At 72.1% G+C, this 22918-nt stretch carries 21 protein-coding genes and 1 tRNA gene; 11 read left to right on the top strand and 11 right to left on the bottom strand.

The genetic code is table 11. The features are described 5' to 3' along the window. Window positions 1-50 precede the first annotated feature (50 nt). Window positions 51-1247, bottom strand: a complete 1197-nt coding sequence (locus IT780_RS04920; RefSeq protein WP_199510199.1) for a CapA family protein — start codon at window positions 1245-1247, stop codon at window positions 51-53. 203 nt (window positions 1248-1450) lie between these two features. Between IT780_RS04920 and IT780_RS04915 the strand changes: the two genes are divergently transcribed. The 3 genes from IT780_RS04915 to IT780_RS04905 all read left to right on the top strand — a co-directional run bounded on the left by IT780_RS04915 (window position 1451) and on the right by IT780_RS04905 (window position 5847). After that, complete coding sequence (locus tag IT780_RS04915) at window positions 1451-2128, top strand: Crp/Fnr family transcriptional regulator (protein ID WP_023562908.1); 678 nt, start codon at window positions 1451-1453, stop codon at window positions 2126-2128. Window positions 2129-2345: 217 nt separating this feature from the next. Further along, a complete protein-coding gene (locus IT780_RS04910) occupies window positions 2346-3794 on the top strand; it encodes a carboxyl transferase domain-containing protein (RefSeq protein WP_199510198.1) in 1449 nt (482 codons plus the stop codon). 46 nt (window positions 3795-3840) lie between these two features. Continuing rightward, a complete protein-coding gene (locus IT780_RS04905; protein ID WP_199510197.1) occupies window positions 3841-5847 on the top strand; it encodes an ATP-binding protein in 2007 nt (668 codons plus the stop codon). 29 nt (window positions 5848-5876) lie between these two features. Here IT780_RS04905 and IT780_RS04900 read toward each other — a convergent pair whose 3' ends face one another. The 5 genes from IT780_RS04900 to sp36 form a co-directional block, all read right to left on the bottom strand. Then, window positions 5877-7337 carry a serine/threonine-protein kinase gene (locus tag IT780_RS04900; protein WP_233412251.1) on the bottom strand — a complete coding sequence of 487 codons (1461 nt, stop codon included), beginning with the start codon at window positions 7335-7337 and terminating at the stop codon, window positions 5877-5879. A 79-nt stretch (window positions 7338-7416) separates the two neighbouring features. After that, window positions 7417-11061 (bottom strand): adenylate/guanylate cyclase domain-containing protein, encoded by a 3645-nt coding sequence (locus tag IT780_RS04895; RefSeq protein ID WP_199510195.1) that lies wholly within the window; start codon window positions 11059-11061, stop codon window positions 7417-7419. After that, on the bottom strand, window positions 11058-11828 hold the full coding sequence (locus tag IT780_RS04890) for an MBL fold metallo-hydrolase (RefSeq protein WP_307831042.1): 771 nt from the start codon (window positions 11826-11828) through the stop codon (window positions 11058-11060). The genes IT780_RS04895 and IT780_RS04890 overlap by 4 nt, the downstream gene beginning before the upstream one ends. 106 nt (window positions 11829-11934) lie before the next feature. Beyond that, the gene (locus tag IT780_RS04885; protein ID WP_199510194.1) at window positions 11935-12426 is read right to left on the bottom strand and encodes a RidA family protein; all 492 of its coding nucleotides are present in this window, start codon (window positions 12424-12426) and stop codon (window positions 11935-11937) included. Beyond that, complete coding sequence (gene sp36, locus IT780_RS04880; protein ID WP_199510193.1) at window positions 12423-12578, bottom strand: Sp36 family protein; 156 nt, start codon at window positions 12576-12578, stop codon at window positions 12423-12425. Before sp36 ends, IT780_RS04885 begins: the two co-directional genes overlap by 4 nt. 130 nt (window positions 12579-12708) lie before the next feature. Between sp36 and IT780_RS04875 the strand changes: the two genes are divergently transcribed. The 3 genes from IT780_RS04875 (at window position 12709) to bagB (ending at window position 15779) form a co-directional block, all read left to right on the top strand. Continuing rightward, complete coding sequence (locus IT780_RS04875; RefSeq protein WP_199510192.1) at window positions 12709-13593, top strand: Rv0361 family membrane protein; 885 nt, start codon at window positions 12709-12711, stop codon at window positions 13591-13593. 3 nt (window positions 13594-13596) lie between these two features. Continuing rightward, window positions 13597-14571, top strand: coding sequence for an ATPase BagA (bagA, locus tag IT780_RS04870; protein WP_199510191.1), 975 nt, complete (start codon window positions 13597-13599; stop codon window positions 14569-14571). 68 nt (window positions 14572-14639) lie between these two features. Further along, on the top strand, window positions 14640-15779 hold the full coding sequence (gene bagB / locus IT780_RS04865) for an ArsA family ATPase (protein ID WP_199510190.1): 1140 nt from the start codon (window positions 14640-14642) through the stop codon (window positions 15777-15779). Window positions 15780-15790: 11 nt separating this feature from the next. Here the strand turns inward: bagB and IT780_RS04860 are convergent, their stop codons facing one another. Beyond that, entirely contained in the window at window positions 15791-16093 is a 303-nt protein-coding gene (locus tag IT780_RS04860) for a WhiB family transcriptional regulator (RefSeq protein ID WP_041832981.1), read from the bottom strand. A 317-nt stretch (window positions 16094-16410) separates the two neighbouring features. Here IT780_RS04860 and IT780_RS04855 point away from each other — a divergent pair, with 317 nt between their 5' ends. After that, the gene (locus IT780_RS04855; RefSeq protein WP_199510770.1) at window positions 16411-18819 is read left to right on the top strand and encodes a transglycosylase domain-containing protein; all 2409 of its coding nucleotides are present in this window, start codon (window positions 16411-16413) and stop codon (window positions 18817-18819) included. A gap of 58 nt (window positions 18820-18877) precedes the next feature. On the opposite strand, the gene IT780_RS04850 is transcribed toward IT780_RS04855, so the two are convergent. Further along, a complete protein-coding gene (locus tag IT780_RS04850; RefSeq protein WP_199510189.1) occupies window positions 18878-19330 on the bottom strand; it encodes a GatB/YqeY domain-containing protein in 453 nt (150 codons plus the stop codon). A 25-nt stretch (window positions 19331-19355) separates the two neighbouring features. Between IT780_RS04850 and IT780_RS04845 the strand changes: the two genes are divergently transcribed. Further along, a complete protein-coding gene (locus tag IT780_RS04845; protein ID WP_199510188.1) occupies window positions 19356-20249 on the top strand; it encodes a metallophosphoesterase in 894 nt (297 codons plus the stop codon). 19 nt (window positions 20250-20268) lie between these two features. On the opposite strand, the gene IT780_RS04840 is transcribed toward IT780_RS04845, so the two are convergent. Then, window positions 20269-20955: a Type 1 glutamine amidotransferase-like domain-containing protein gene (locus IT780_RS04840; RefSeq protein ID WP_199510187.1), complete on the bottom strand. Its 687-nt coding sequence runs from the start codon at window positions 20953-20955 to the stop codon at window positions 20269-20271. 102 nt (window positions 20956-21057) lie between these two features. On the opposite strand from IT780_RS04840, the gene IT780_RS04835 reads away from it, so the two are divergent. Continuing rightward, window positions 21058-21131, top strand: a tRNA-Pro gene (locus IT780_RS04835). An 82-nt stretch (window positions 21132-21213) separates the two neighbouring features. On the opposite strand, the gene IT780_RS04830 is transcribed toward IT780_RS04835, so the two are convergent. Continuing rightward, on the bottom strand, window positions 21214-21534 hold the full coding sequence (locus IT780_RS04830; RefSeq protein ID WP_199510186.1) for a cold-shock protein: 321 nt from the start codon (window positions 21532-21534) through the stop codon (window positions 21214-21216). Between the two features lie 30 nt (window positions 21535-21564). Between IT780_RS04830 and cutA the strand changes: the two genes are divergently transcribed. Further along, window positions 21565-21894 carry a divalent-cation tolerance protein CutA gene (gene cutA / locus IT780_RS42550; RefSeq protein WP_199510185.1) on the top strand — a complete coding sequence of 110 codons (330 nt, stop codon included), beginning with the start codon at window positions 21565-21567 and terminating at the stop codon, window positions 21892-21894. Here the strand turns inward: cutA and pyrE are convergent. Further along, window positions 21891-22415, bottom strand: coding sequence for an orotate phosphoribosyltransferase (gene pyrE / locus IT780_RS04820; protein ID WP_199510184.1), 525 nt, complete (start codon window positions 22413-22415; stop codon window positions 21891-21893). The two genes, cutA and pyrE, sit on opposite strands and share 4 nt — an antisense overlap. Window positions 22416-22568: 153 nt before the next feature. Between pyrE and IT780_RS04815 the strand changes: the two genes are divergently transcribed. After that, a complete protein-coding gene (locus IT780_RS04815) occupies window positions 22569-22868 on the top strand; it encodes a hypothetical protein (RefSeq protein WP_199510183.1) in 300 nt (99 codons plus the stop codon). The last annotated feature ends 50 nt before the right edge of the window (window positions 22869-22918 follow it).

Here is a 22918-nt window from a genome sequence, read left to right as displayed (position 1 = left end):
GCGGAAGGCCTCGCGCCGCATGCCGCCCCGATGACCAGGCGCTACGCGGATCAGGCCGGCGCGGAGATCAGCCCGTTGTCGTCGATCTCGGCGGCGGTGTCCCCGAAGTCGGCCGCGGAGAGCTCCCGTACGCGCGCGCGACCCCGCTCGTTCGCGGAGTCCCGGGTCGGACGCCCTGCCGAGTTCATCGCCGTGGACAGGAACTTGCCGCTCTTGAACGTGCCGTCCCTGGTGACCGTGACGCGCAGGATGCCGCCGTACCCGAGGACGCCGCCGCGGCTGAGCGTGCGCCCGCCGCCGGCGAAGTTGCCCAGGCTGTACGCGATGAGCTTGCCCTTGTAGAACTGCATGCCCCGCAGCACGTGCGGCCCGTGCCCGACCACCACGTCAGCGCCGGCGTCGACGACCGCGTGACTGAACTTGATCGGGTCGCCCCGGTTCTCCCCGAAGAACAGCTCGTTGCCGGGCTTCACGTGGCCCTTGTCGGAGCCTTCGGCGCCCATGTGCACCTGCACCACCACGACGTCGGCCTGCCCGGTCGCCTCCTGGATCACGGCCTTCGCCGCCGGGATGTCGTTCAGGTTGTTCGCACCGGCGTACGGCGAGAAGCCCACGACCGCGACCTTCACGCCCTTGACCTCGACGACCGTGATCTGCCCCTCGGCCCCGGTGTGCTTGAGCCCCGCGCCCTCGAGCGCCTTCACGGTGTTGCGGTAGCCCTGCGTACCGAAGTCCTTGGAGTGGTTGTTCGCGGTGTTCAGCAGCTCGAAACCGGCGTCCTTGAGGTGCCCGGCGTACGAGGGCGGCGAACGGAACGCGAAGCAGTTGGCGCGCGGCGGCGTGCCGCACTTGGACGTGCCGGTGTCCCCGGTGAGTGGCTGTTCGAGGTTGCCCATGACCAGGTCGGACTTGAGCCCGGGCTTGACCGAGTCGAAGAAGCCCTCGCCGTTGTTCGCGGGCAGCTTGTTCGGCGCGCTGCCCATGATGATGTCGCCCGTGGCCGAGAACGTGATGGTGTCCGGCTCCTCCGCGGCGGTGTCCTGGACGTCGCCGGCCGCGGGGGTCGTCGCCGAGGCGCGCGCCGACGTGGGGGCGGCGTGCCAGGTGGCCGGGGCGCGCTCGGGGCCGCGGTCGGCGAGCGCGACGCCACCGAGGCCAGCTCCGGCGAGGACCGCCACGACGAGCGTGACGGTCAGGATCGGCCGGCCGAACAGACCGGGTCGCTGGGGCGAGGGCTGGGAATTCATCGATCCGGACGATACCGTCGGGCGACAAGTCGTCGCGACCGTCGAACGGCCGACCGCTGCTCACCGAGAGCGACGGATTTCGGCCGGCTTGGCGGCCGTGGTGGTTACGCTGCGAGATCTGGATCGAGGGGTGCCGCCCGTTTCCGGCCCGCGTGCGCCTAGACTGATCGTGCGCGGCGAAGCGCGTATTCGGAGGTACAGCGATGGATGAGGTACTGGCTCGCAGCGGGATCTTCCAGGGTGTGGACCCGGAGGCGGCCGAGGCGCTCGCCAAGGAGATGGAGACGATCGAGTTCCGCAAGGGCGACATCGTCTTCAACGAGGGCGAGGCGGGTGACAGCCTCTACATCGTTCTCTCCGGCAAGATCAAGCTCGGTCGGCGGGCCGCGGACGGCCGGCAGAACCTTGTCTCGATCATGGGCCCGTCGGACATGCTCGGCGAGCTGTCGCTGTTCGACCCGGGCCCGCGCACGGCAACGGCCACGGCGGTGACGGACACCCGCCTGGCCCGGCTGAAGAAGTCGTCGCTGCGGCCCTGGCTGAACAACCGCCCGGAGATCGCGGAGCAGCTGCTCCGGGTGCTCGCGCGCAGGCTGCGCCGGACGAACGACGCGCTCGCCGACCTGATCTTCACGGACGTACCGGGCCGCGTGGCGAAGAACCTGCTGCAGATGGCCGGCCGCTTCGGCACCCGCGACGGCGGCGTGCTGCGGGTGACGCACGACCTCACCCAGGAGGAGCTCGCCCAGCTCGTCGGCGCCTCCCGGGAGACGGTCAACAAGGCCCTCGCCGACTTCGCCTCGCGGGCCTGGCTGCGCCTCGACGGCAAGAGCGTGATCATCCTGGACCCGGAGCGCCTGGCGCGCCGCGCCCGCGTCTGATCTGCGACACATCACGAGAGGCCGCCCCGCTGGGGCGGCCTTTTGTCGTGCTTGATGCCCGTTCGTCCACCTGATCAGGCGACAAAGCCGCCCCCACAAGATCCGTGTCGCACCCGGTCAGCCGCTCGTTACCGAGGTGGTCGAGAGGCACCACGACGGTCGAGAGGGCGCGGGCTTTGAACGAGGTGGCGGGCGTGCAGCGCAGCGGGGTGACGACGTGACGGTGCTGGACACCGCGATCGACCCGCGCACCCCCGCGTACCTGGCGAGCCGCAGCGCGATGCTGGAACGGCTGACCGAGCTGGAGACGGCGCTGGAGGCGGCCCGGGCCGGCGGCGGGGAGAAGTCGGTCACCCGGCACCACGCCCGCGGCAAGCTGCTGCCCCGCGAACGCGTGGAGATGCTGCTGGACCAGGACAGCCCGTTCCTGGAGCTGTCGCCGGTCGCGGCGTGGGGCTCGGAGTTCCCGATCGGCGCGAGCGTGGTCACCGGCATCGGCGTCGTCGAGGGTGTCGAGTGCGTGGTCATCGCCAACGACCCGACGGTCGAGGGCGGCGCGGTGAACCCGTACACGGTGGAGAAGATCCGCCGGGCCGCCCGGATCGCGTCGGTGAACCGCCTGCCGCTGGTGAACCTCGTGGAGTCGACCGGCGCGGCCGCCCCGGCGGGCCCGCCGCCGGGCGGCGCGATCGCCCGCGACCTCAGCCAGCTCACCGCCGACCGGGTGCCGACGGTGTGCGTGGTGTTCGGGGCGACGACCGGGGACGCGGCGTACCTGCCGGCGCTCTCCGACTACACGATCATGGTGCGCGGGCACGCGAAGATGCTGACGATCCACCCGCAGCCGGTACGCTCCGCCACCGCCAACGGCCGTCCCGCCCCCGAGGTACGCAGCGCGCCGACGGTGCCGGCGGGAGTGACCGGCCCGGCGGACCAGCTCGCCGAGGACGAGCGGGACGGGCTGCGGCTGGCCCGGCAGTGCGTACGCCGCTTCAACTGGCGCAAGCGCGGTCCGGCGCCGCGCTCGTTCCCGCCCGAGCCGCCCAAGTACGACGCCGAGGATCTGCTCGCCATGGCCGGCGCGGACCCGTCGTCGACGTTCGAGCCGCGCGAGGTGCTGGCCCGGATCCTCGACGGCAGCGACTTCGACGAGTTCAAGCCCGCCCAGGGCACCGCGCTGGTGACCGGCTGGGGTGAACTGCACGGCTACCCGGTGGGCGTGCTGGCGAACCTGGGCGCCCCGTTCTCACCGGCGGACACGCAGAAGGCGGTGCACTTCATCCAGCTCGCCAACGCGACCGCGACGACCCTGCTGTTCGTGCAGTACACCGGGATGCCGTCGGCCGAGCAGCACGAGGCGGCCGACGTACGCCACGGCGCCCCCCTGGTGCACGCGGTCGCCAAGTCGACCGTCCCGCACCTGACCCTGATGATCGGCGGCACCCCGGCGGAGGAGGCCGGGGGGATCTACGGCCGCGCGTACGAGCCACGGTTCCTGTTCAGCTGGCCGGTGGGCCCGGCAGGCGACTCGGTACCGCGCGGGAAGCTCCCGGACGACGGGATCATCGACCCGCGGGACACCCGTACCGTCCTCGGCCTCTGCCTTTCCGCCGTGCACAGCGCAACCGTCGAGGGCGCCGAGCACATCGGCGTGTTCCGACCCTGAGGCCAGCCACAAAGGCCGCGAGGACCCCGAAAGGTAGAGCAGAGCAGTGATCCGACGTCTTCTGGTGGCCGACCGTGGGGAGATCGCCCGCCGGGTCTTCGCCACGTGCCGCCTGGTCGGCATCGAGACGGTCGCCGTCTACTCCGATGCCGACTCCGACGCGCCGCACGTGACGGAGGCGGACTACGCGGTCCGTCTCACCGGCGGCACGCCGTCGTCGACGTACCTGCGGGGCGACCTGATCATCGCGGCGGCGAAACGGGCCGGCGCCAACGCGATCCATCCCGGCAACGGGGCGCTGGCCGAGGACCCGGAGTTCGCCGCCGAGGTGGCCGACTCGGGCATGATCTGGGTCGGCGCGCCGGCCAAGACGCTCGGCACGCTGCACAGCAAGATCGACACCAAGGGCATCGTCGCGGAGGCCGGCGTGCCGGTGCTGCAGACACTGACCGACCCCGCGACGGTCACCGACTTCCCGGTGCTGATCAAGCCGGCCGGCGGCACCGGCGGCGCCGGCATGCGGGTGGTCCGCGACCCGGTCACGCTGGCCGAGGCGGTGGCCACCACCCGCCAGGAGACCGGCGACGACGTCTTCTGCGAGCCGTACCTGGAGAACGTGCGGCACATCGAGGTGCCGATCGTGGCCGACTCGCACGGGGCCGTAGTGCCCTTCGGCGAGCGCGAGTGCTCGGTGCAGCGCCGCTACCAGAAGATCATCGAGGAGACGCCGTCACCGGCGGTGGACCCCGCGCTCCGCGAGCAGCTGTGCCGGGCCGCGATCCTCGCCGTCCGGTCCATCGGGTACGTGGGCGCCGGCGCGGTCGAATTCCTGCTGGAGGAGGACGGCTCCTTCTGGTTCGTGGAGCTCACGCCGAGCCTGCAGGTGGAGCACGCCGTCACCGAGTGCGTGTCCGGGTACGACCTCGTCCGTCTGCAGCTGCTGATCGCCGAGGGCGGAAGCCTGCCGATGCCCGGCCCGCCGCCGATCCGCGGGCACGCCATCGAGGTACGCATCTGCGCCGAGGATCCCGCGTACGCGTGGCTGCCCGCGGCCGGCACCCTGCACCGCTTCAAGGTGCCGGATGTGGCGGGCTCGTTCCGCCCCCTGCCCCAGCCCGGCCTGCGCCTGGACGCCGGGGTGGTGGACGGCTCGGTGGTGGGCGGGCAGCACGACTCGATGCTCGCCAAGCTCGTCGCGTGGGCGCCCACCCGGCAGGAGGCCGCGCGGATGCTCGCGTCGGCGCTGACCCGTACGGAACTGCACGGGGTGGTCTCGAACCGCGACCTGCTCGTCCGCGTGCTGCGGCACGGGGCGTTCCGGGCCGGGGACGTCGACACCGGCTTCCTGGACCGGCACCCCGAGGTGTTCGCCCCGCTGCTGTCCAGCGTGGACGCGGTTCGCATCTCCTGCCTCGCCGCCGCCCTGGCCGGTGCCGCCGCCCGGCGGTCGAACGCCCCGGTGCTGCGCTCGCTGCCGTCGGGGTGGCGCAACGTGCCGTCCGGCTCGCAGACCGCCGTGTACGACGGCCCGGCCGGCCCGGTCGAGGTGGGCTACCGGATGAACCGGCACGGCGAGCTGGCGGGCTGGTGGGTGCGCGCGGTGGACCCGGAGGAGCTGGACCTCGCCGGCCTCGGTCAGGCGCCGACGCTGGACGACCACCCGCCCACGACCGTGGTGCACGCCGACGGCTCGCGGGTGGACCTCGACGTCAACGGCATCCGGCTCAGCCTCAAGGTGCACCGGGTCGGCGACGTCTCCTACGTGGACAGCCCCGAGGGCTCGGTCACGCTCCGCGAGCTGTCCCGCTTCCCGCTGCCGGCGCCGGAGGCCACCGAGGGTTCGCTGATCGCGCCGCTGCCCGGGGCCGTACGCCGCGTGCTCGTCGTGCCGGGCCAGCGGGTTCGCGCCGGCGAGCTGCTGCTGACCCTGGAGGCGATGAAGCTCGAGCACCCCGTGCACGCCCCGTCGGCCGGGGTGGTGGCTTCGCTGCCGGTGCACCCGGGCGCCGAGGTCGACACGGGCGAGCTGCTGGCGGTGCTCGACCCGGAGTGACGCAGCGGAGGAGGCGAAACCCCGGTGGGTCAGCCCCGGCTCAGCACCGGGCCGTGCAGGCGGCCCGCGCCCTGACCGGCCAGGCACCGGAACGTCCGATCCTCGGAAGTGGGCGGCAGCACGGACAGCGCCCATTCGGCCGCGTCGGCACGCGCGGTCGTCCGCCGGAACACGGTGCGGCTGCACACCCGCAGCACGGCCGGCTCGGTGGTCACCGCGTCCCGGTCCCGCGGGTCCACATCGGAGGGCAGCGACCCGACGGCGAAGACCTCCCAGCTGTGCCGCTTCGCGCAGGACACCTTGCGAGCCACCGGTCCCATGCCGGCCCGCAGGGTGAAGCACTCCAGCTCACCGGGGCAGTACGAGCGCCCCGGGCAGCCGGGCAGCTGCACCATCGTGGCCGGCAGCGTGGAGGCCGTCGGCGCGGCGAGCTTGGCGGCGATCGAGCGAGCCGTCGGTCCCTGCGACGCGGCCAGCCACGAGCCGCCGATCGACGCCGCGAGCAGCAGCGCCACGCCGAAGCCGCCGAACAGCCACTTCCGCTTGCCCCGCTTGGGGTTGTCGGTGTGCACGGTCGGCGTCTCGTCGGCCGCGTCCCGGGTCGGGGTCACCGGCGGTACCGGCCGGGGCGGCGGGGCGGTGTGGTGCGGCCGCGGGGCGGGCGGCACGAACGTGGACGACCGGTACACGCCGGCGGAATTGTGCCCGGCGGGGCTGAGGTGCAGCTCCGCGAGCATGTCCCGCAGCTGCTCGGCGGTGGGACGGTCCCGCGGGTCGTTGGCCATGCCGTAGCGCAGGACGTCGGTCAGCGAGCGCGGGACCCCGGGGAGGTCGGGGATCGGCTTGGTGAACATGTCCATCAGCGTGATGAGGCTCGGGCTGCGGTCGCCGTCCCAGCGTGGCGGGCGGCCGCGCATCACCGCGTAGAGGGTGGCGCTGAGCGCGTACACGTCGACGGCGCCCGAGGGGTCGGCGTGCGAGAACATCTCGGGCGGCGCATACGCCGGGGTGAGCACCTCGAGGGTCACCGACGAGTCGCGCATCTCGCCCAGCACGGCGAGGCCGAAGTCGGCGAGCACGGCCGGGTTGAAGTGCGAGTACAGGATGTTGGCCGGCTTCACGTCGCGGTGCAGCACGCCGTTGGCGTGCGAGTGCACCAGCGCGTCGGCGATCTTCACCCCGAGGTCGCGGGCCTCGACCGCGCCGAGCGGCGAGACCCGCATGCGGTCCAGGTACGAGCCGTCGCACAGCTCCATGATCAGGTACGGGTGCTGGTCCACCGTCACGCCGACGTCGAAGAGGTCGACCACGTGCGGGTGCGACGACATCCGCCCGGCGGCCTTCGCCTCGCGCAGGAACCGGGCCTGGTCCCGTGGACTCTCGAGGGTCCGGTTCTCGACCTTGATCGCGACCTCGCGGCCGACCGAATCCTGTGTCGCTCGGTACACGGTCGCGTACCCTCCGCGAGCCATGACGGACAAGCCGGACATGCCTGGCACGTAGGGCACGGGCAGGCGACCAGGCGGGGTTTCCGTCACGGCTTAGAAAATACGCGAAGTGCGGCGTCGATCATCCCGGCACGTCAGACGCGTACGCGACAGATTCCGCCGGTTCCACGATGGAAAGTCCCAGAGCGTCCCGCAACTCCTCCGCCGCCACCCGTTCGCTGGCCTGCTCGGTGGAGTACGCGAGCAGCACCCCTTCCTCCGCCGCGTCCCGTGCCGCGGGCATATTTCCGGCCGCCGCGTGCACCCGGGCCTGCACCATCGCCGCGACGACACCGCTGCGTACGTCCTCCGCGCGCACCTCGCGGGCCCGGCGGATCCACGTGGCCGCCGCCTCCACCCGGCCCTCGGCCAGCAGCGCCGAGGCGTACGACGCCAGCGCGTGCCGCCGGGAGAACAACAGCGAGCCGCCGGTGTCGCTGGCGATCGGAGCGAGCAGGCCGACCGCCGTACCGGGATCGCCCGCCCGCATCCGCGCCTCGGCGAGCAGCACCCGCGGCCCCACCTGCGCGGGCGCGAGCGGATTGTGCGGCTCCACCGACGTCATCACGCGGCGCGCGTCGTCCTCGGCGGCCTCGCCGTCACCACGTTGCAGCGCCACGAAACCGCGCAGCGTACCCGCCATGCCGAGCAGCAGCGGGTGGCCGGTGCGATCGGCGTACCCGAGCGCGTCGGTGAGCAGATCGTGGGCGTGATCGAACTCACCCACGCCGCGGGCGATGACGCCGCGGACCACGAGCGCCAGGCCACGTCCCCAGTCGTCGGAGACCACGTCGAAGTCCCGGTACGCCCGCCGCGCCTCGCCGTCCGCCTCGGCCAGGTCACCCAGCTCGGCGGCCGCGTACGCCTCGACCGCCCGCAGCGTGCCCACCGCCCAGCCCTCACCGACCCGGTCACCGAACGGGAGGAAGATCCGGGCCAGCCGCCGCGACTCCTGCAGCCGCCCGGCGAGCAGCCGGGCGAACGCCGTGGTGCCGCGCAGCCAGGAGCGGCCGACCGGGTCACCGAGCTCGGCGAACAGCCGCGCGGCCCGCCCGAGGACGGCGTCGGTGCCCGCAAAGTCCCCGCGCGTGGTGGTGACCCAGGCCAGGTTCTGCAGCGCCCAGGCCTGCCCGTGCCGGTCGCCCGCGGCCAGCGTCACCTGGTACGCGGAGGCGAACCGGCTGCTGGCCTGGCTGAGCCGGCCGGCGAGGAAGTCGGCCATGCCGAGCCGCCGCATCGCGTTGGCGCGTTCCGGGGCGAGCTCGGCCTCGGTGGCCACTTCGAGCGCCTCCTGCCAGGCGACGACCGCCTTCGGCACGTCGCCCAGCGCCTCCTGCGCCCGTCCGACCACGAGCAGGGCCTCGGCGCGGCACACCGGCTCGTTCTCGGCCGACTCGGCGATCTTCTCGCCGTGGGTCAGCGCCTCGGTCGCCCGGCCCAGGCGCAGCAGCGCGCGGGCGTGCACGAGCTGGTCGGAGAGGGGCAGGCCGTCCTTGGTGAGCCCGGTGGCGCGTTCGGCGTACGCGATCGAGGCGGCGGGCTCGATGTTGGCGAGGGCACGCCGGGCCATCCGGCCGAGCGCGGCCACGCCGAGCGGCGCGACGTCGCGGACGCTCGCCTCGGGACGGAGCCGCACCTGGTCGGCGAGCTCCACCGCGCACTCCACGTGAGCGGCCACGAACGCGTCGCGCTCGTTCTCGCCCATGCTCAGCCGGGAGGCGGCGTCGTACCCGAGCGTCGTGATCGACTCCGGCGCCGCCCAGCGCGCCAGGTACGCGTGCCGCTCCGCGAGGTCCGCCTTGCCGATGCCGGCGTACGCGGCCTCGCGCATGAGCGGGGTGGCGAACGCGTAGCCGCCGCGGACCCGGTGCAGCATGCGGCGCTGCAGCAGCTCGTCGACCGCGCGTTCCAGCTCCACCGCGGCGACCGCGCCGGGACGGGCGTCACCGGCGGACCGGCGGTCGCGCAGCGCCTCGATCGCGCCGGTGGGAACGGTGTCTCCGACCACCGCGGCGTCGCGCAGGACCGACCGCGGCTCGGTGGGCAGCGCGTCGATGCGGGCCGCGAGCACGGCGGCGAGGTCGCGGGAGAGCAGCTGGCTGCCCAGCGATCCGGCGGCGAGCTGCCACTTGCCGGCCGCGTTGGCGCCCACCGCGGGCATCAGCGCACCGCGTTCCATCAGCAGCGTGACCAGCTCAGCGAGATAGAACGGGTTGCCCTGAGCGGTGGCCAGCAGGCGGTCCGCGTCCTGCTGCGGCAGCTTCCCGCCGTTCAGGTACGACGTCAGCAGCCGGGACGCGTCCGCGCCACGCAGCGGGGGCAGGCTGTGGATCTCGGCGTCCGCGAGGCGGGTCAGCGCGCCGGCCGTACGGACCAGCTCGGGGCGGCCGAGCAGCAGCATCACCACCGGGCCCTCGAGGCGGGACAGCACGCCGCCGAGCGCGTCGATCGTCTCCGCGGTGGCGTCGTGCAGGTCGTCCACGATCACGACCAGCGGCGCCTCCCGGGACAGCGCGGTGAGCAGCCCGGCGACCGCGATCGGGATGGTCTCGGTCTCCGGCCGGGCGCCACCGGTGGGCTGCCACTCGGCCACCGCCGCCGGCCCCACCGCGTTGCCGGGCGCCTCGCCGTACCCGAGCAGCGCGAGCAGCCGGTCGAGGTCGACGTCCGGGGTCTCGCCGTCGCGGGCCAGCCGGCTGACGACCTTGCGCAGCCGCTCCTCGACGACCGTGCGGGTCATCGTGGCGGCCACGTCCTTGGGCAGGCCCGCGGCCTTGCGCACGAGGTCGGCCAGCGGGGCGAAGCGGCGCCGCTCGCCGAAGGCCCGGCAGCGCGCCCGCAGCACCCGCGCGCCGGTGTGCGCGGCGAACCGTCCGGCGCCGACGTCGTAGCCGGCCGCCAGGCGCTTCACCTCGCCGGCGAACCGGGTCTTGCCGATGCCGGCCTCCGCGGTCATCACCATGACCCGCGGGGCGCCGGAGTCGATCACCTCGGCGAGCCGCCCCGCGACCCGGCCCAGCTCGGTCTCGCGGCCCACGAACGGCGCCTCGTCGCCGAGCCCGGAGCGCGTGCCGGGTGCGTCGTGCAGGCCAAGCAGCTCGTACGCCGGCACCGGCTCCCGCTTGCCCTTGAGCCGCAGCGCCCGCAGCTGCCGCCACGAGGCGACGTGCCGGGTGCCCGCGGCGGTCCGGGAGCCCGCGTACACCGCGCCCACCGCGGCGGCGTCGGCCAGCCGGGCGGCTGTGTTCACGGTGTCGCCGATGACCGTGTACTCGATCGCGGCCTGGATGCCCGCGACGACCTCGCCGGTGTTCAGGCCGACGCGCAGCCCGAGCGGCGCACCGCCGCCGCGCTCGTCGTCCAGCACCCGCCGGACCGCGCGCTGCATGCTCAGGGCCGCGCGTACCGCCCGCTCGGCGTCGTCCTCGTGGGCGACGGGCGCGCCGAAGACCGCCATGATGCCGTCGCCGGTGAGCTTGTCGACGTGCCCGCCGAAGGTCTTGACCGCCCCGGCCAGCGCGGCGAGAACGCGGTCGGTGACCGCGCCGACCCGCTCCGGGTCGAGATCCTCCGACCACGACGTGAAGTCGGAGAGGTCACCGAACAGCACGGTGACGATCCGTCGTTCCGCCGCCGGGAGCGTGGCGGCCGCGGGCAGCGCCGCGCCGCAGTTGTGGCAGAAACGGGCGCCGGGAACGGCCACGGTTCCACACACAGGACAGGTCACAGCGGGTCCAACTCTTGCGGGCCCGGCTGTGATTCCCGCCTCAGGAAGTCGAGTTGCGCCCGGGCGGACCATTCGGCCGCGAAGCGCACCTTCGGGTCGACGTCGGGATACACCGCGTCAACGACCGCCTCCGGTGTGTCAGCACCGGCGGCCATCGCGGCGCGCACCTGCTCGAGTCGTTCATGCCGGTGGGCGAGATAGGCCCGGGCCAGCTCGGCGCAGTCGGCCCGCACCGGGCCGTGGCCGGGCAGCATGAGCATCGGGTACGCCCGCAGCGCCGCGAGGCTGTCCAGGTACGCGCCGAGGTCGCCGTCGGGCCACGCCACCACGGCGGTGCCCCGGCCCAGCACGGTGTCGCCGGTGAAGATCGCGTCCTCGGCCACGAAACAGACCGAGTCGGCGGTGTGCCCGGGCGTGGCGACGACCTCGATGTCGAGGCCCGCGAGGCGCATCCGGGGCGGCAGCGGGTCCCCGTGCCGGGGGTCGGCCGCGAGGATCGGCACGCCGCCGAGCATCCGCGACAGCGTCTCGGTGCCCTCGACGTGATCGTGGTGGCCGTGCGTGACCAGGATGGCGCTCAGCGGCCGGTGCTCGGCCAGCGAGGCGAGATGCCCGGCGTCGTCCGGCCCGGGGTCGATCACCACGGCGTCCCGGGCGCCCGGCGCGCGAAGCACCCAGCTGTTGGTGCCGTCAAGCGTCATCGGGCCCGCATTGGGTGCGCGCAGCGGCGTGACCCACTCCGGCAACCGCTCCACCTGCGACGACACAGATACACCCCCCAGCGCATGGTACGTCGCCGGGGACCGGGGGACCGAGCACGCATTGTGCGACCCGGTCAACCCACGGTCACTCCTTGGAGTGGAGACGCCCGATTCAGGCGATCTCCGCGATGACCTCGACCTCGACCGGCGCGCCGAGGGGGAGCTCCGAGACGCCCACCGCGCTGCGCGCGTGCCGGCCCAGCTCGCCGAGCACGTCGCCGAACAGGTTCGACGCCCCGTTTACCACGGCCGGCTGGCCGGTGAAGCCCTCGGCCGACGCCACGAACCCGGTCACCTTGACGATCTTCACGACCCGGCCCAGGCCGACCAGCGCGTCGATCGCCGCGAGCGCGTTCAGCGCGCAGTAACGGGCCAGCTCGGTGCCCTGCTCGGGGGTGACGTCCGCGCCGACCTTCCCGGTGTACGGCAGCTTCCCGTCCACCATCGGCAGCTGCCCGGAGACGTAGACGTAGTTGCCCGACTGCACGGCCGGCACGTACGACGCCAGCGGCGGCACCACGGTCGGGAGCGTCAGGCCCAGCTCGGCCAGCTTCGCGTACGCGTCCGCGCCACCGTCGCCGCTCACGGGAGTCGGAGCCGTCACTGCTTCGCCCGCTTCATGTACGCGACCAGCTGCTCCTGGTTGGGGCCGGGCACGACCTGCACCAGCTCCCAGCCGTCCTCACCCCAGTTGTCGAGGATCTGCTTGGTCGCGTGGACCAGCAGCGGCACGGTCACGTACTCCCACTTCTGCATTGCTCGCCCAGCTCCCTGCGGTAGATCGGATGCCTGCGCGACAGCCTAGTCACGCCCGGAGCTGCCTCGCGCCCGACCGGATTCCACTAACCTTCAGGTGAGCCGCAACGGGCGTTGATCAGGGGGTTCGATGACGGAACAGCCGCCGGGGCGGACCCCGCGGGCGTCCTCCATCGCCGCCGAGGAGGCGCCGGCGTCGGACCTCACCGACGCGCAGGTACCGGGCGCACCACAGTGGCCGCCGCTGGGGGCGTATCCCGGCGAGCCCGGTCATCCGCACCCCGCCGGGCCGCCCGCGCCCGTGGCCGGGGCGGAGACCGTCGAGGGCGAGGTCGTCTGGCACCAGGAGCCGCCGGCCGGGCCGTGGCACGCCAAGCACGAGAAGCCGGGCGAGTGGCGTACGCACCCGCCCGAGCACCTGGCCTTCGAGCACTCCCCGCCCGCCGAGGTCCAGCCCGGCATCCAGCACGACCAGCCCACCGAGGCCATCCCGCTGAGGATGCTGCCGCAGCCGTGGGAGGTGCCGTTCGACCCGCACGGCACCGAGACCGTGGTGGCCGACCCGCCGAGGCGGCGGCGTACCGCGCTGTGGGTCGCGCTCGCCCTGGTCCTGACGCTGCTGCTCTTCGGCGGCGGCACGCTCTCCGCGCTGATGCTGCTGCGCAACGCCGACAGCGGCAAGGGCTCGCCGGACCCGGCCACGGCCGTCGACCGGTTCCTCACCGCCGCCTACACCCAGCAGGACGCGGGCGCGGCCGGCGACCTCGTCTGCCGCGAGGCCCGCGACCAGGACCAGCTCCAGGAGAGGATCAACCGGATCAGGGGGTACGCGAACGAGTACCAGGCCCCGGTCTTCCGGTGGACCGAGCCCGCCGTCTCGGGGCAGAGCGAGAAGAAGGCCGTGGTGGCCGTGCAGCTCACGATGACCACGGACGACGAGAAGGCCGCGCAGCAGCAGCTGACGTTCACCGTGATCCGCAAGACCGGCTGGCTCGTCTGCGACATCAACGGCTGAGAGATGACACGTACGCTCGACAGCGTGGGTAGGAACAGTTGGCCCGCCCGTCTGCACGTGGTGACGGGCAAGGGCGGGACGGGCAAGACCACGGTGGCGGCGGCGCTGGCTCTGGGACTCGCGGCCGGCGGGCACCGCACGCTGCTCGTCGAGGTCGAGGGGCGGCAGGGCATCGCCCAGCTCTTCGGCACCGAGCCCCTGCCGTACGAGGAGCTGCGGATCGCCACCCCGGCCGAGGCCGACGGGGAGGTGCGCGCGCTGGCGGTGGATCCCGAGGAGGCTCTGCTGGAGTACCTCGACATGTTCTACAAGCTGGGCGCCGCCGGCCGCGCCCTGCGCAAGATCGGCGCGATCGACTTCGCCACCACCATCGCCCCCGGCCTTCGGGACGTGCTGCTCACCGGCAAGGTGAAGGAGGCGACCACGCGCTCGGCGGACGGCCGGCGCGCGTACGACGCTGTGGTGCTGGACGCGCCGCCGACCGGCCGGATCGGCCGCTTCCTGAACGTCACGGCGGAGACCGCCAAGCTGGCGAAGATGGGGCCCATCAAGACCCAGAGCGAGGGCGTCGCCTCCCTGCTGCGCTCGCCGATGACCTCCGTGCACGTGGTCACGCTGCTCGAGGAGATGCCGGTGCAGGAGAGCCTGGACGCCATCGCCGAGCTGGGCACCCTGCACATCCCGGTGGGCCGGATCATCGTCAACGGCGCCCGGCCCCCGTTGCTGGCCGGCGCCAAGGTCACCAAGACCGAGCTGAAGCGCGGGCTGGCGGCGGCCGGCCTGCCCACCGACCCGGCGACGGTCGCCGGGCTGCAGGCCGAGGCCAAGGCGCACCTCACCCGGCGGGAGCTGGAGGAGTCGCTGCGGGCCGACCTCGCCGAGACGGACCATCCGATGGTGGAGCTGCCGATGCTGGAGGAGGGCGTCGACCTCGACGGGTTGCACCGCCTCGCCGCGGTGCTCATGTCTGTCAGATGAGTGTCTGACCCCCCACACACCGCTGTGCTCCACCCGCGCCGCACCCCACGAGTCAGTACGCTCGAAGCGTGGCTGATCAGACCGCTCCGCGCCTGGACGTCGACGCCCTGCTCGCCGACCCGGCCATCCGCATCATCGTGTGCTGCGGCGCGGGCGGCGTGGGCAAGACGACCACGGCGGCCGCCCTGGGGCTCCGGGCCGCCGAACAGCACGGCCGGCGCACCGTCGTGCTCACCATCGACCCGGCCCGCCGGCTGGCCCAGTCCATGGGCCTCAACGAGCTGGACAACACGCCGCGGCAGGTCAAGGGCATCGACACCGAGGCGACCGGCGGCCAGCTGCACGCCATGATGCTCGACATGAAGCGCACGTTCGACGAGGTCGTCCAGGCGCACACCTCGCCGCAGCGCGCCGCGGAGATCTTCGCCAACCCCTTCTACCAGGCCATGAGCTCGACGTTCTCCGGCACGCAGGAGTACATGGCGATGGAGAAGCTGGGTCAGCTGCGGTCCCGTGACGAGTGGGACCTGATCGTGGTGGACACCCCGCCGTCGCGCTCCGCGCTCGACTTCCTGGACGCCCCGGCGCGCCTGTCGCGCTTCCTCGACGGCCGGATGCTGCGCATGCTGATGGCGCCGGCGCGCGGCGGGCGCAGCATGTTCAGCCTGGTCACGGCCTCGTTCGGGATCTTCTCGCGCGCGGTGCAGAAGATTCTCGGCGCTCAGCTGCTGACCGACCTGTCCGGCTTCGTCGCCGCCCTGGACTCGATGTTCGGCGGCTTCCGGCAGCGCGCGGACGAGACGTACCGGATCCTGCAGGACCCGCAGACCGCGTTCCTGGTGGTCGCGGCTCCGGAGCGCGACGCGGTCCGCGAGGCCGCGTATTTCGCGGAGCGGCTGGTCGCGGAGCGGATGCCGCTCGCCGGGCTGGTGCTCAACCGCACCCACCAGGCGGCCCTGGACTCGGTGCCGGCCGCCGAGGCCGAGGCGGCCGCCGCCGCGCTCGACGCGGCGGGTGACCAGCAGACGACCGCGGATGCGCTGCGGGTGCACGCCGGGCTGCTGCGGCTGATCGAGCGGGAGGTGCGGGTCGCCGCCCGGTTCACCGACGCGTTCCCCCGGGTGCCGGCGGTGGCGGTGACGGCGCAGCCCGCCGACGTCCACGACGTCGACGGGCTGCGAACGATCGGCGATGCGCTGACCGCGTGAATCACCTGCAGTCAGCGGGTCGAGACGAGCACCTTGTCGGCGCCCTTCTCGCGCAGCGCGGCTTCGAACATCTTCCGCCAGCTCGCCACGTGCGGGTGCCGGCGCAGCAGCGCGCGGCGCTCCCGCTCGGTCATGCCTCCCCAGACCCCGAATTCGATCCGGTTGTCCAGCGCGTCGGCGAGGCATTCGTAGCGGACCGGGCAGCTGCGGCAGATCCTCTTCGCCACGTTCTGCTCGGCGCCCTGCACGAACAGCGCGTCAGGGTCGCCACTCTGACACGCCGCCATGCTGGGCCAGTCGCTGATCATCCCCATCTGTATACGTCCCCCCTTGCCATAACCCCCTGACGTCTGCGGGCTCATGTCCCCCAAGCCGTGCAGACGTCGTGCGATGTCTCGCCGGACCATCATGCTCCGTAGTCGGGCGATTACGCAACGTTGTCCCTCAAATACGTATCTCTCGGGAGTTACGGCCATCACGCCCAGACCGGACAGGCAAAAAGTTGCGCGAAATTCGAAGAAAGCGCCGCGCTCTGCCGACCGTAAGGGCAGGATGATTCTGGGCGAACCGTGGCCATCTCGACACTTGGCCGGGCGCTACTTTCGCGTACCCTGCTCACGTGAGCTCCTGGATGCGCAGACGCGATCACAACATCTTCGCCAATGCGACCTCGCTGCTGATCTGCGGCCTACTGGCCGGCGTCGTCGTGGCCGCCGCCGCATTTCCCGCCGTCGCGATGTCCGGCCTGGCCGCCAAGGCCGGCGGGGAGACCTTCGCGAGCCTGCCCAGCGAACTCAAGCAGGCCAGCGCGCCCCAGATCAGCCGGATCTTCGCGTCCGACAACAAAACGCAGATCTCGCTCTTCTACGACGAGTTCCGCAGTGACGCGCCGTTGAAGGCCATCTCGGTCAACATGCAGCACGCGATCATCGCCGCCGAGGACCACGAGTTCTACAAGCACAACGGCGTCGACCTCAAAGGCGTCGCCCGCGCATTCGTGAACAACAACAGCGGCAAGTCGTCCACGCAGGGTGCCTCGACCCTCACGATGCAGTACGTGCGCATGTCCCTGGCCTATTCGGCGACGAACCCGCAGGAAGTCGTCGACGCCACCAAGGACAGCCCCAAGCGCAAAGTCACCGAGATGAAGTACGCGATGCAGGTCGAGAAGGAGCTCACCAAGGAGCAGATTCTCGAGCGCTACCTCAACGCGGCACCCTTCGGCAACGGCGCGTACGGCGTCTACGCCGCCAGCCAGGTGTACTTCCAGAAGAAGCCGAAGGACCTCAGCGTCGCCGAGGCCGCCCTGCTCGCCAGCATGGTGAAGGCCCCCACCGCGTTCAACCCGACCACGGCCAGCGGCTACCCGCAGGCGCTGGCGCGGCGCAACTACGTGGTCAACGACATGCTCGAGCTCGGCTTCATCACTCCGGACGAGGCCAAGAAGGCGACCAACACCAAGATCAGCAAGACGGTCAAGCGGAGCGGCAACGGCTGCGTCTCGGTGGCGAAGAACCACTGGGGCTTCTTCTGCGACTACTTCTACCGCTGGTGGCTGAGCCGCAACGAGTTCGGCGCCACCACGTACGACCGCGAGCGGCGGCTCAAGAGCGGCGGCTACCGCATCCAGACCTCGATGGACATCACCGCGCAGAACGCGGCGCGGGAGAACATCGGGGACCACATCAAGGAGAAGAACAAGAACGCGCTTCTCCTGGCCGGCGTCCAGCCCGGTACGGGCAAGGTCCGCGCGCTCGCCGCCAACCGCCGCTTCAAGCTGGACGACCAGGACCACCCGCAGAACAAGATCTCCTCGGACCCGCGTAAGGCGCGCAAGAAGATCCGCGGCACGTACCCGAACACCACGAACCCGCTGCTCAGCGGCGGCGGGGACATCACCGGCTACCAGGCCGGCTCGGTGTTCAAGATCTTCACGGTGGTGGCGGCCCTGGAGAACGGCTACCCGCTCGCCTACCCGATCAACGCCCCGCCCCGGTACGTGTCGAAGTACATCATCGCGCCCGGCCCCTCGACGTGTAACGGCAAGTACTACTGCCCGTCGAACGCGGCGAAGAACGAGGCCGGCGTCTTCAACATGTGGACCGGCTTCGGCGCGTCGGTCAACACGTACTTCGTACCGCTGCAGGAACGGGTCGGCGCGGAGAAGGTCGTCGACGTGGCGAAACGCTTCGGGGTGCAGTTCCGCGCCAAGAACGACGCCGACTTCGCCGCCACGGAGCAGTCCGCGCACCAGTGGGGCGCCTTCACCCTCGGCGTCTCCTCCTCCACCCCGCTGGACATGGCCAACGCGTACGCCACGCTGGCCGGGGACGGCATGTACTGCACGCCGACCCCGGTCGAGCAGATCACCGCGCAGGACGGCGAGAAGATCGACGTCGGCAAGCCGCACTGCACCCGCGCCACCTCACCGGACGTGGCGCGCGCGGCGATCGATGCGGCCCGCTGCCCGGTCGGCGACAGCGCCCAGCTCGGCAGCTGCAAGGGCCGGACGGCGCCGCAGGCGCACGGCATCATCCGGCACCCGATCTACGGCAAGACCGGCACCACCGACCACGACAAGACCGCCGCGCTGATCATCAGCAGCAACTCGCTGACCGTGGCGGGCTACCTGGTCAACCCGGACTACGCCGACCACTCGGACCGCATGTCACACGGGATCGTCAACCCCGCGGTGTGGGACACGATGCGCGACTACATGAAGGGCAAACCGAAGGTCCAGTTCAAGAAGCCGGGCGATCGGAAGATCTCGATCGGCGACCAGCGGTCGATCCCCGACGTGACCTGCGCGACCGTGGACGGCGCCAAGGCCCGGCTGCGCAGCGCCGGCTTCAGCGCCTCCGTCGGGCAGGAGGTCGAGTCGAACTGCCCCAAGGGCACCGCGGCCGGCACCAGCCCCGACGGCCGGACCATCAAGGGTGGCTTCGTCAGCATCCTCGTCAGCAAGGGCAAAGAGGACAAGAAACCGGACAAGCCCGACACCCGCGGCCCGGCCTTCCCGCCGAGACCCGGGCGGCGCTAGAGCGAGGACGGGCGGGTCACCCTGAGGTGGCCCGCCCGCTTTTCATCCCGTACGCGTGTCAGCCGAGCTGCCGGCGTACCTCCGCCGCCACGCGGCCTCCCTCGGCGCGCCCCGCCACCGCGGCCTGAGCCGCCCGCATGGCCGGGCCCATCTGGGCCTTCCCGGTGAAGCCGCCGTCCCGCAGCGCCCCCGCGACCAGCTCGGCGATCTCCTCATCGCTCAGCTGGGCCGGCAGGTAGCGGTCGAGGATCTCGCCCTCGGCGGTCTCCTTACCGGCCTGGTCCGCGCGGCCGGCGTCCCGGAAGGCGGTCGCGGCCTCGCGCCGCTTCTTCGCCTCCTTGGTCAGCACGGCGAGCACCTCGTCGTCCGAGAGCTCGCGCGCGGCGTCGCCGGAGACCTCGGCGGTGCGGACGGCGGAGAGCGCCATGCGCAGCGTCGACGTGGTCAGCTCGTCGCGGCCCTTCATGGCGGAGTGCAGGTCGTCGTTCAGGCGGTCCTTCAGCGTTCCCATGGACGGTCAAACTACCCTTGCCCTCATGCGCAAGCGTCCCTTTATCGCCCTGGCCGCCTCGGTGACCGCCGCCGGCGGCGCCACGTTCGCGTACGCCTCCCTGATCGAACGCAACCTGTTCACGCTGCGCCGCTTCACCGTCCCGGTGCTGGAGCCCGACGCCGAGCCGTTCCGCATCCTGCACCTGTCGGACCTGCACATGATGCCCGGCCAGCACCGCAAGCAGGCGTGGGTCGCGGCGCTGGCCGGCACGGACCCGGACGTCGTCGTGGTCACCGGCGACAACATGGCCTCGCCGGACGCCGTACCGGGTGTGCTGCGGGCGCTCCGGCCGCTGCTGGATCTGCCCGGCGCCTTCGTGTTCGGCTCCAACGACTACCGCGGCCCGGTCTGGAAGAACCCGCTGCAGTACCTGCTGCCGGAACGCGAGTACGTCCAGGGCGCCGAGCTGCCGTTCGAGGACCTGCGTTCGGCGTTCACCGGCGCCGGCTGGGCTGACCTCAACAACGCCCGTACGGTGCTCAAGGCCGGCGGCCGCTCGGTGGAACTCGTGGGCGTGGACGACCCGCACGTCGACCGCGACGACTACCCGTCGGTGGCGGGCGTCGTCTCCCCGGACGCCGACCTGCACCTCGGCGTCACGCACACCCCGGCGTCCCGGGTCCTGGACGCGATGGCGGCCGACGGCTTCGCGCTGCTGCTCGCCGGACACACCCACGGCGGCCAGGTCTGCGTACCGGGCTACGGCGCCCTGACCACCAACTGCGACCTGCCCCACGCCATGGCGAAGGGGCTGCACCGGTGGCCGGGCTCGGAGGCGTGGCTGCACGTCTCCGCGGGACTGGGCACCCACCCGACGGCGCCCATCCGATTCGCCTGCCGCCCGGAGGCGACGATCCTCACGCTGATCCCCCGCTGACCATCCCCAGCCGGCCCCGTCAGGGGTCGATCAGTTCCCACTCTCCTTCGGAGACGATCTCGACACCGCCATCGACCACCTTGATGGCGGTGTTGTCGTCGATGGCGTAGGTCGGGACCGGGATGCCGGATGCCCACTTCCGGATGGCGGACAGCTCGGTGTCCGCCATGTCCGGATGATTGAGGTGGGGGTACAGCGTGAAGTCCACCAGCCCCAGAGCCCGGTCGGCGCCCTCCGCCATGTCGCTGCCGTCCGGGACGAAGGGAAGGTCGAATTCGGCGTCGCAGTTGTACGGGGTGACCGCGATGCTCCCGGCGCTGACCCCGACGTAGACCGTGTCGGTCAGCGACGGCAGGAGCTCGGCGAGGCCCGACCGGCGCATCCAGTAGGTCAGGTACAGCACATCGCCGCCCCAGACGAGAAGGGCGTCGGCCTCCCGGACCGCCGGGACCCAGTTCTCCTCCCGGATGGTCGGGAGCGCGGTGAGTTCCAACAGCCCCACGGATTTCCACCCGAGCTGGGACAGCGGGATCGCAGCCTGGCCCTGAACCGCCTTCCACGCCCTCGCAGCCCCGCCGGGGAAGGGATGGACACCGGTGGGGACGAACAGGGCCGTGGACTCGGCGATCGGCTTGCCCAGCAGATCGGCGAGCGCGTCGGAGATGCTCGGGTTGCAGATGCCGGACGATGTGAGCAGGAACTTCATCGGATCCACCCTTCTTCACCGCCCCTGACCTGCGCTTTTACGGGTACGGGGATACCGATTTCGCGTGCGCGGGACGGTCGGATACTATTGCTCAGCACGCCTCGGGGTGTGGCGCAGCTTGGTAGCGCGCTTCGTTCGGGACGAAGAGGCCGTCGGTTCAAATCCGGCCACCCCGACAGAGGTCAGGGCCACTTTCCACCAGGGAAGTGGCCCTAGTGCTTTTCCGGGATCACCCGGGGCGATCCTCGTCGTCGAAAGTCAGCGTCGTCGTCGAAAGTCAGCGTCGTCGTCGAAGGTCAGCGTCAGAGTGCTGCGGTAGGCCGCACCCTCATCCGGCCGCGACCGGCGATCCACCGGTTCCGCGTCCCGCGGCCAGAATCTCGCCGCCCGCCACGCGTAGCCGTCCTGGCCCGGCGTCTCCCCCTCGAGCCACACCGCCTCTCCCGGGCGGAACGCGGCGTAGCCCTCGACGGCCGCCGCACTGAAATGCGCCCAGCAGCCGCCCGGGGTATCGGAGGAGTCGATGACACCCCAGCCCTCGTCGTCGTGCCACTCCCGGATCGTCCCCGTCACCGCCATGGTGTCGAATGTAGGCGAGGAGGCCGGGTTGTGAGCGAGGACGTGGTCGAGGTCGTGGTCACCGCGGCCGATGCGGAGTGGCTGGCCGGGTTCACCCGGCGGCTGGTGGAGGAGCGGCTGGCCGCCTGCGGGCATCAGATCGCCGCGATCCGGTCGGTCTACCGGTGGGAGGGGGCCGTGCACGACGACCCCGAGGCGCGGGTCGCCCTGCACACCCGCGCCTCGCTGGTCCCGGAGATCGTTGCGCGGGCCGACGCCGAGCATCCGTACGACGTGCCGTGCGTGCTCGCCCTGCCGGTGGCCGGGGGCAACCCGGCCTACCTGGCGTGGGTGGTCGCCGAGACGAAGGAGCCGTCCTAGGCGGCGGCCTCGAGGTCCGCCCGGGTCAGCAGCGCCCGCAGCTTGATGCCCTCCGCGGACAGCGCCTCCGCGCCGCCCTCCTGGCGGTCGATCACGCAGAGCGCGTGGTCCACGTGCGCGCCGAGCTTGCGCAGCTCGTTCGTCGAGATGACCACCTGGCCGCCGGAGGTGACCACGTCCTCGACGACGAGCACGCGCCGGCCCGCCACCTCGGCACCCTCGGAGAGCCGGGCGGTGCCGTACTGCTTGGCCTGCTTGCGGACGAACGCGCAGGGCAGCTTGGCGTGCCGGCCCAGCGCGGTCACCACGGCGATGCCGCCCATCTCGAGGCCGGCGAGCACCTCGGTGCCCTCGGGGATGAGCACGGCCATCTGCTCGGCGAGCTGGTCGAGCAGCACCGGGTCGGCCTCGAACTGGTACTTGTCGAAGTATTCGGTGGCGGTCCGGCCGGAGCGCAGGACGAACTCGCCGGTCAGGCGGCTCACGTCGCGGACCTGCCGCGCAAGGTCAGAGTCAGTCACGAGGACACAGCCTTCCACCTCGCCGTCCGGCCCGGCAGCGCGGGTGTCCGGCCCGTTCACCCGTACGCGTAATTGCTTGTGGGCGGGGGTAAGGGTTTGTCTGGTTTCGTCTACTTTGCGGGTTACAACCTCGACCCTTGTGAAAGGCCTGTCGTGACACCCTTCGCGTTCCTTTTCCTGCTCGCCCTCGCCGGTTCGTCGTGCTTCGCCATCGGCCGCGCTCTCGGCCGTGGGGAACGCTACGAGAAGGGCTACCGGGAGGGCTTCCGGGACGGCGAGACCGGCTCGCTGGCCCGCGCCGCCCGGCTGATGCAGCTCAGCGACCGCCGGTCCATCGCCCCGGCCGTCGAGGCGATCCTGGTGCCGAGCTCCGTCCCGCAGCAGCCGATGCCGGTGCGCACCGCCGCGCCGGCCGTGGTGGGCATCCCGGCCCGTCCGCAGCTCGCGCTCTGACCGGCACAACGAAGAAGGGGGGTACGGCCACAACGGCCGCACCCCCCTTC

The organism is Nucisporomicrobium flavum (assembly GCF_016464385.1).
GTDB lineage: Bacteria > Actinomycetota > Actinomycetes > Mycobacteriales > Micromonosporaceae > Actinoplanes > Actinoplanes flavus_A.
Note: the sequence above shows the minus strand (reverse complement) of the source record. Positions and strands in the feature narration are given on the sequence as shown.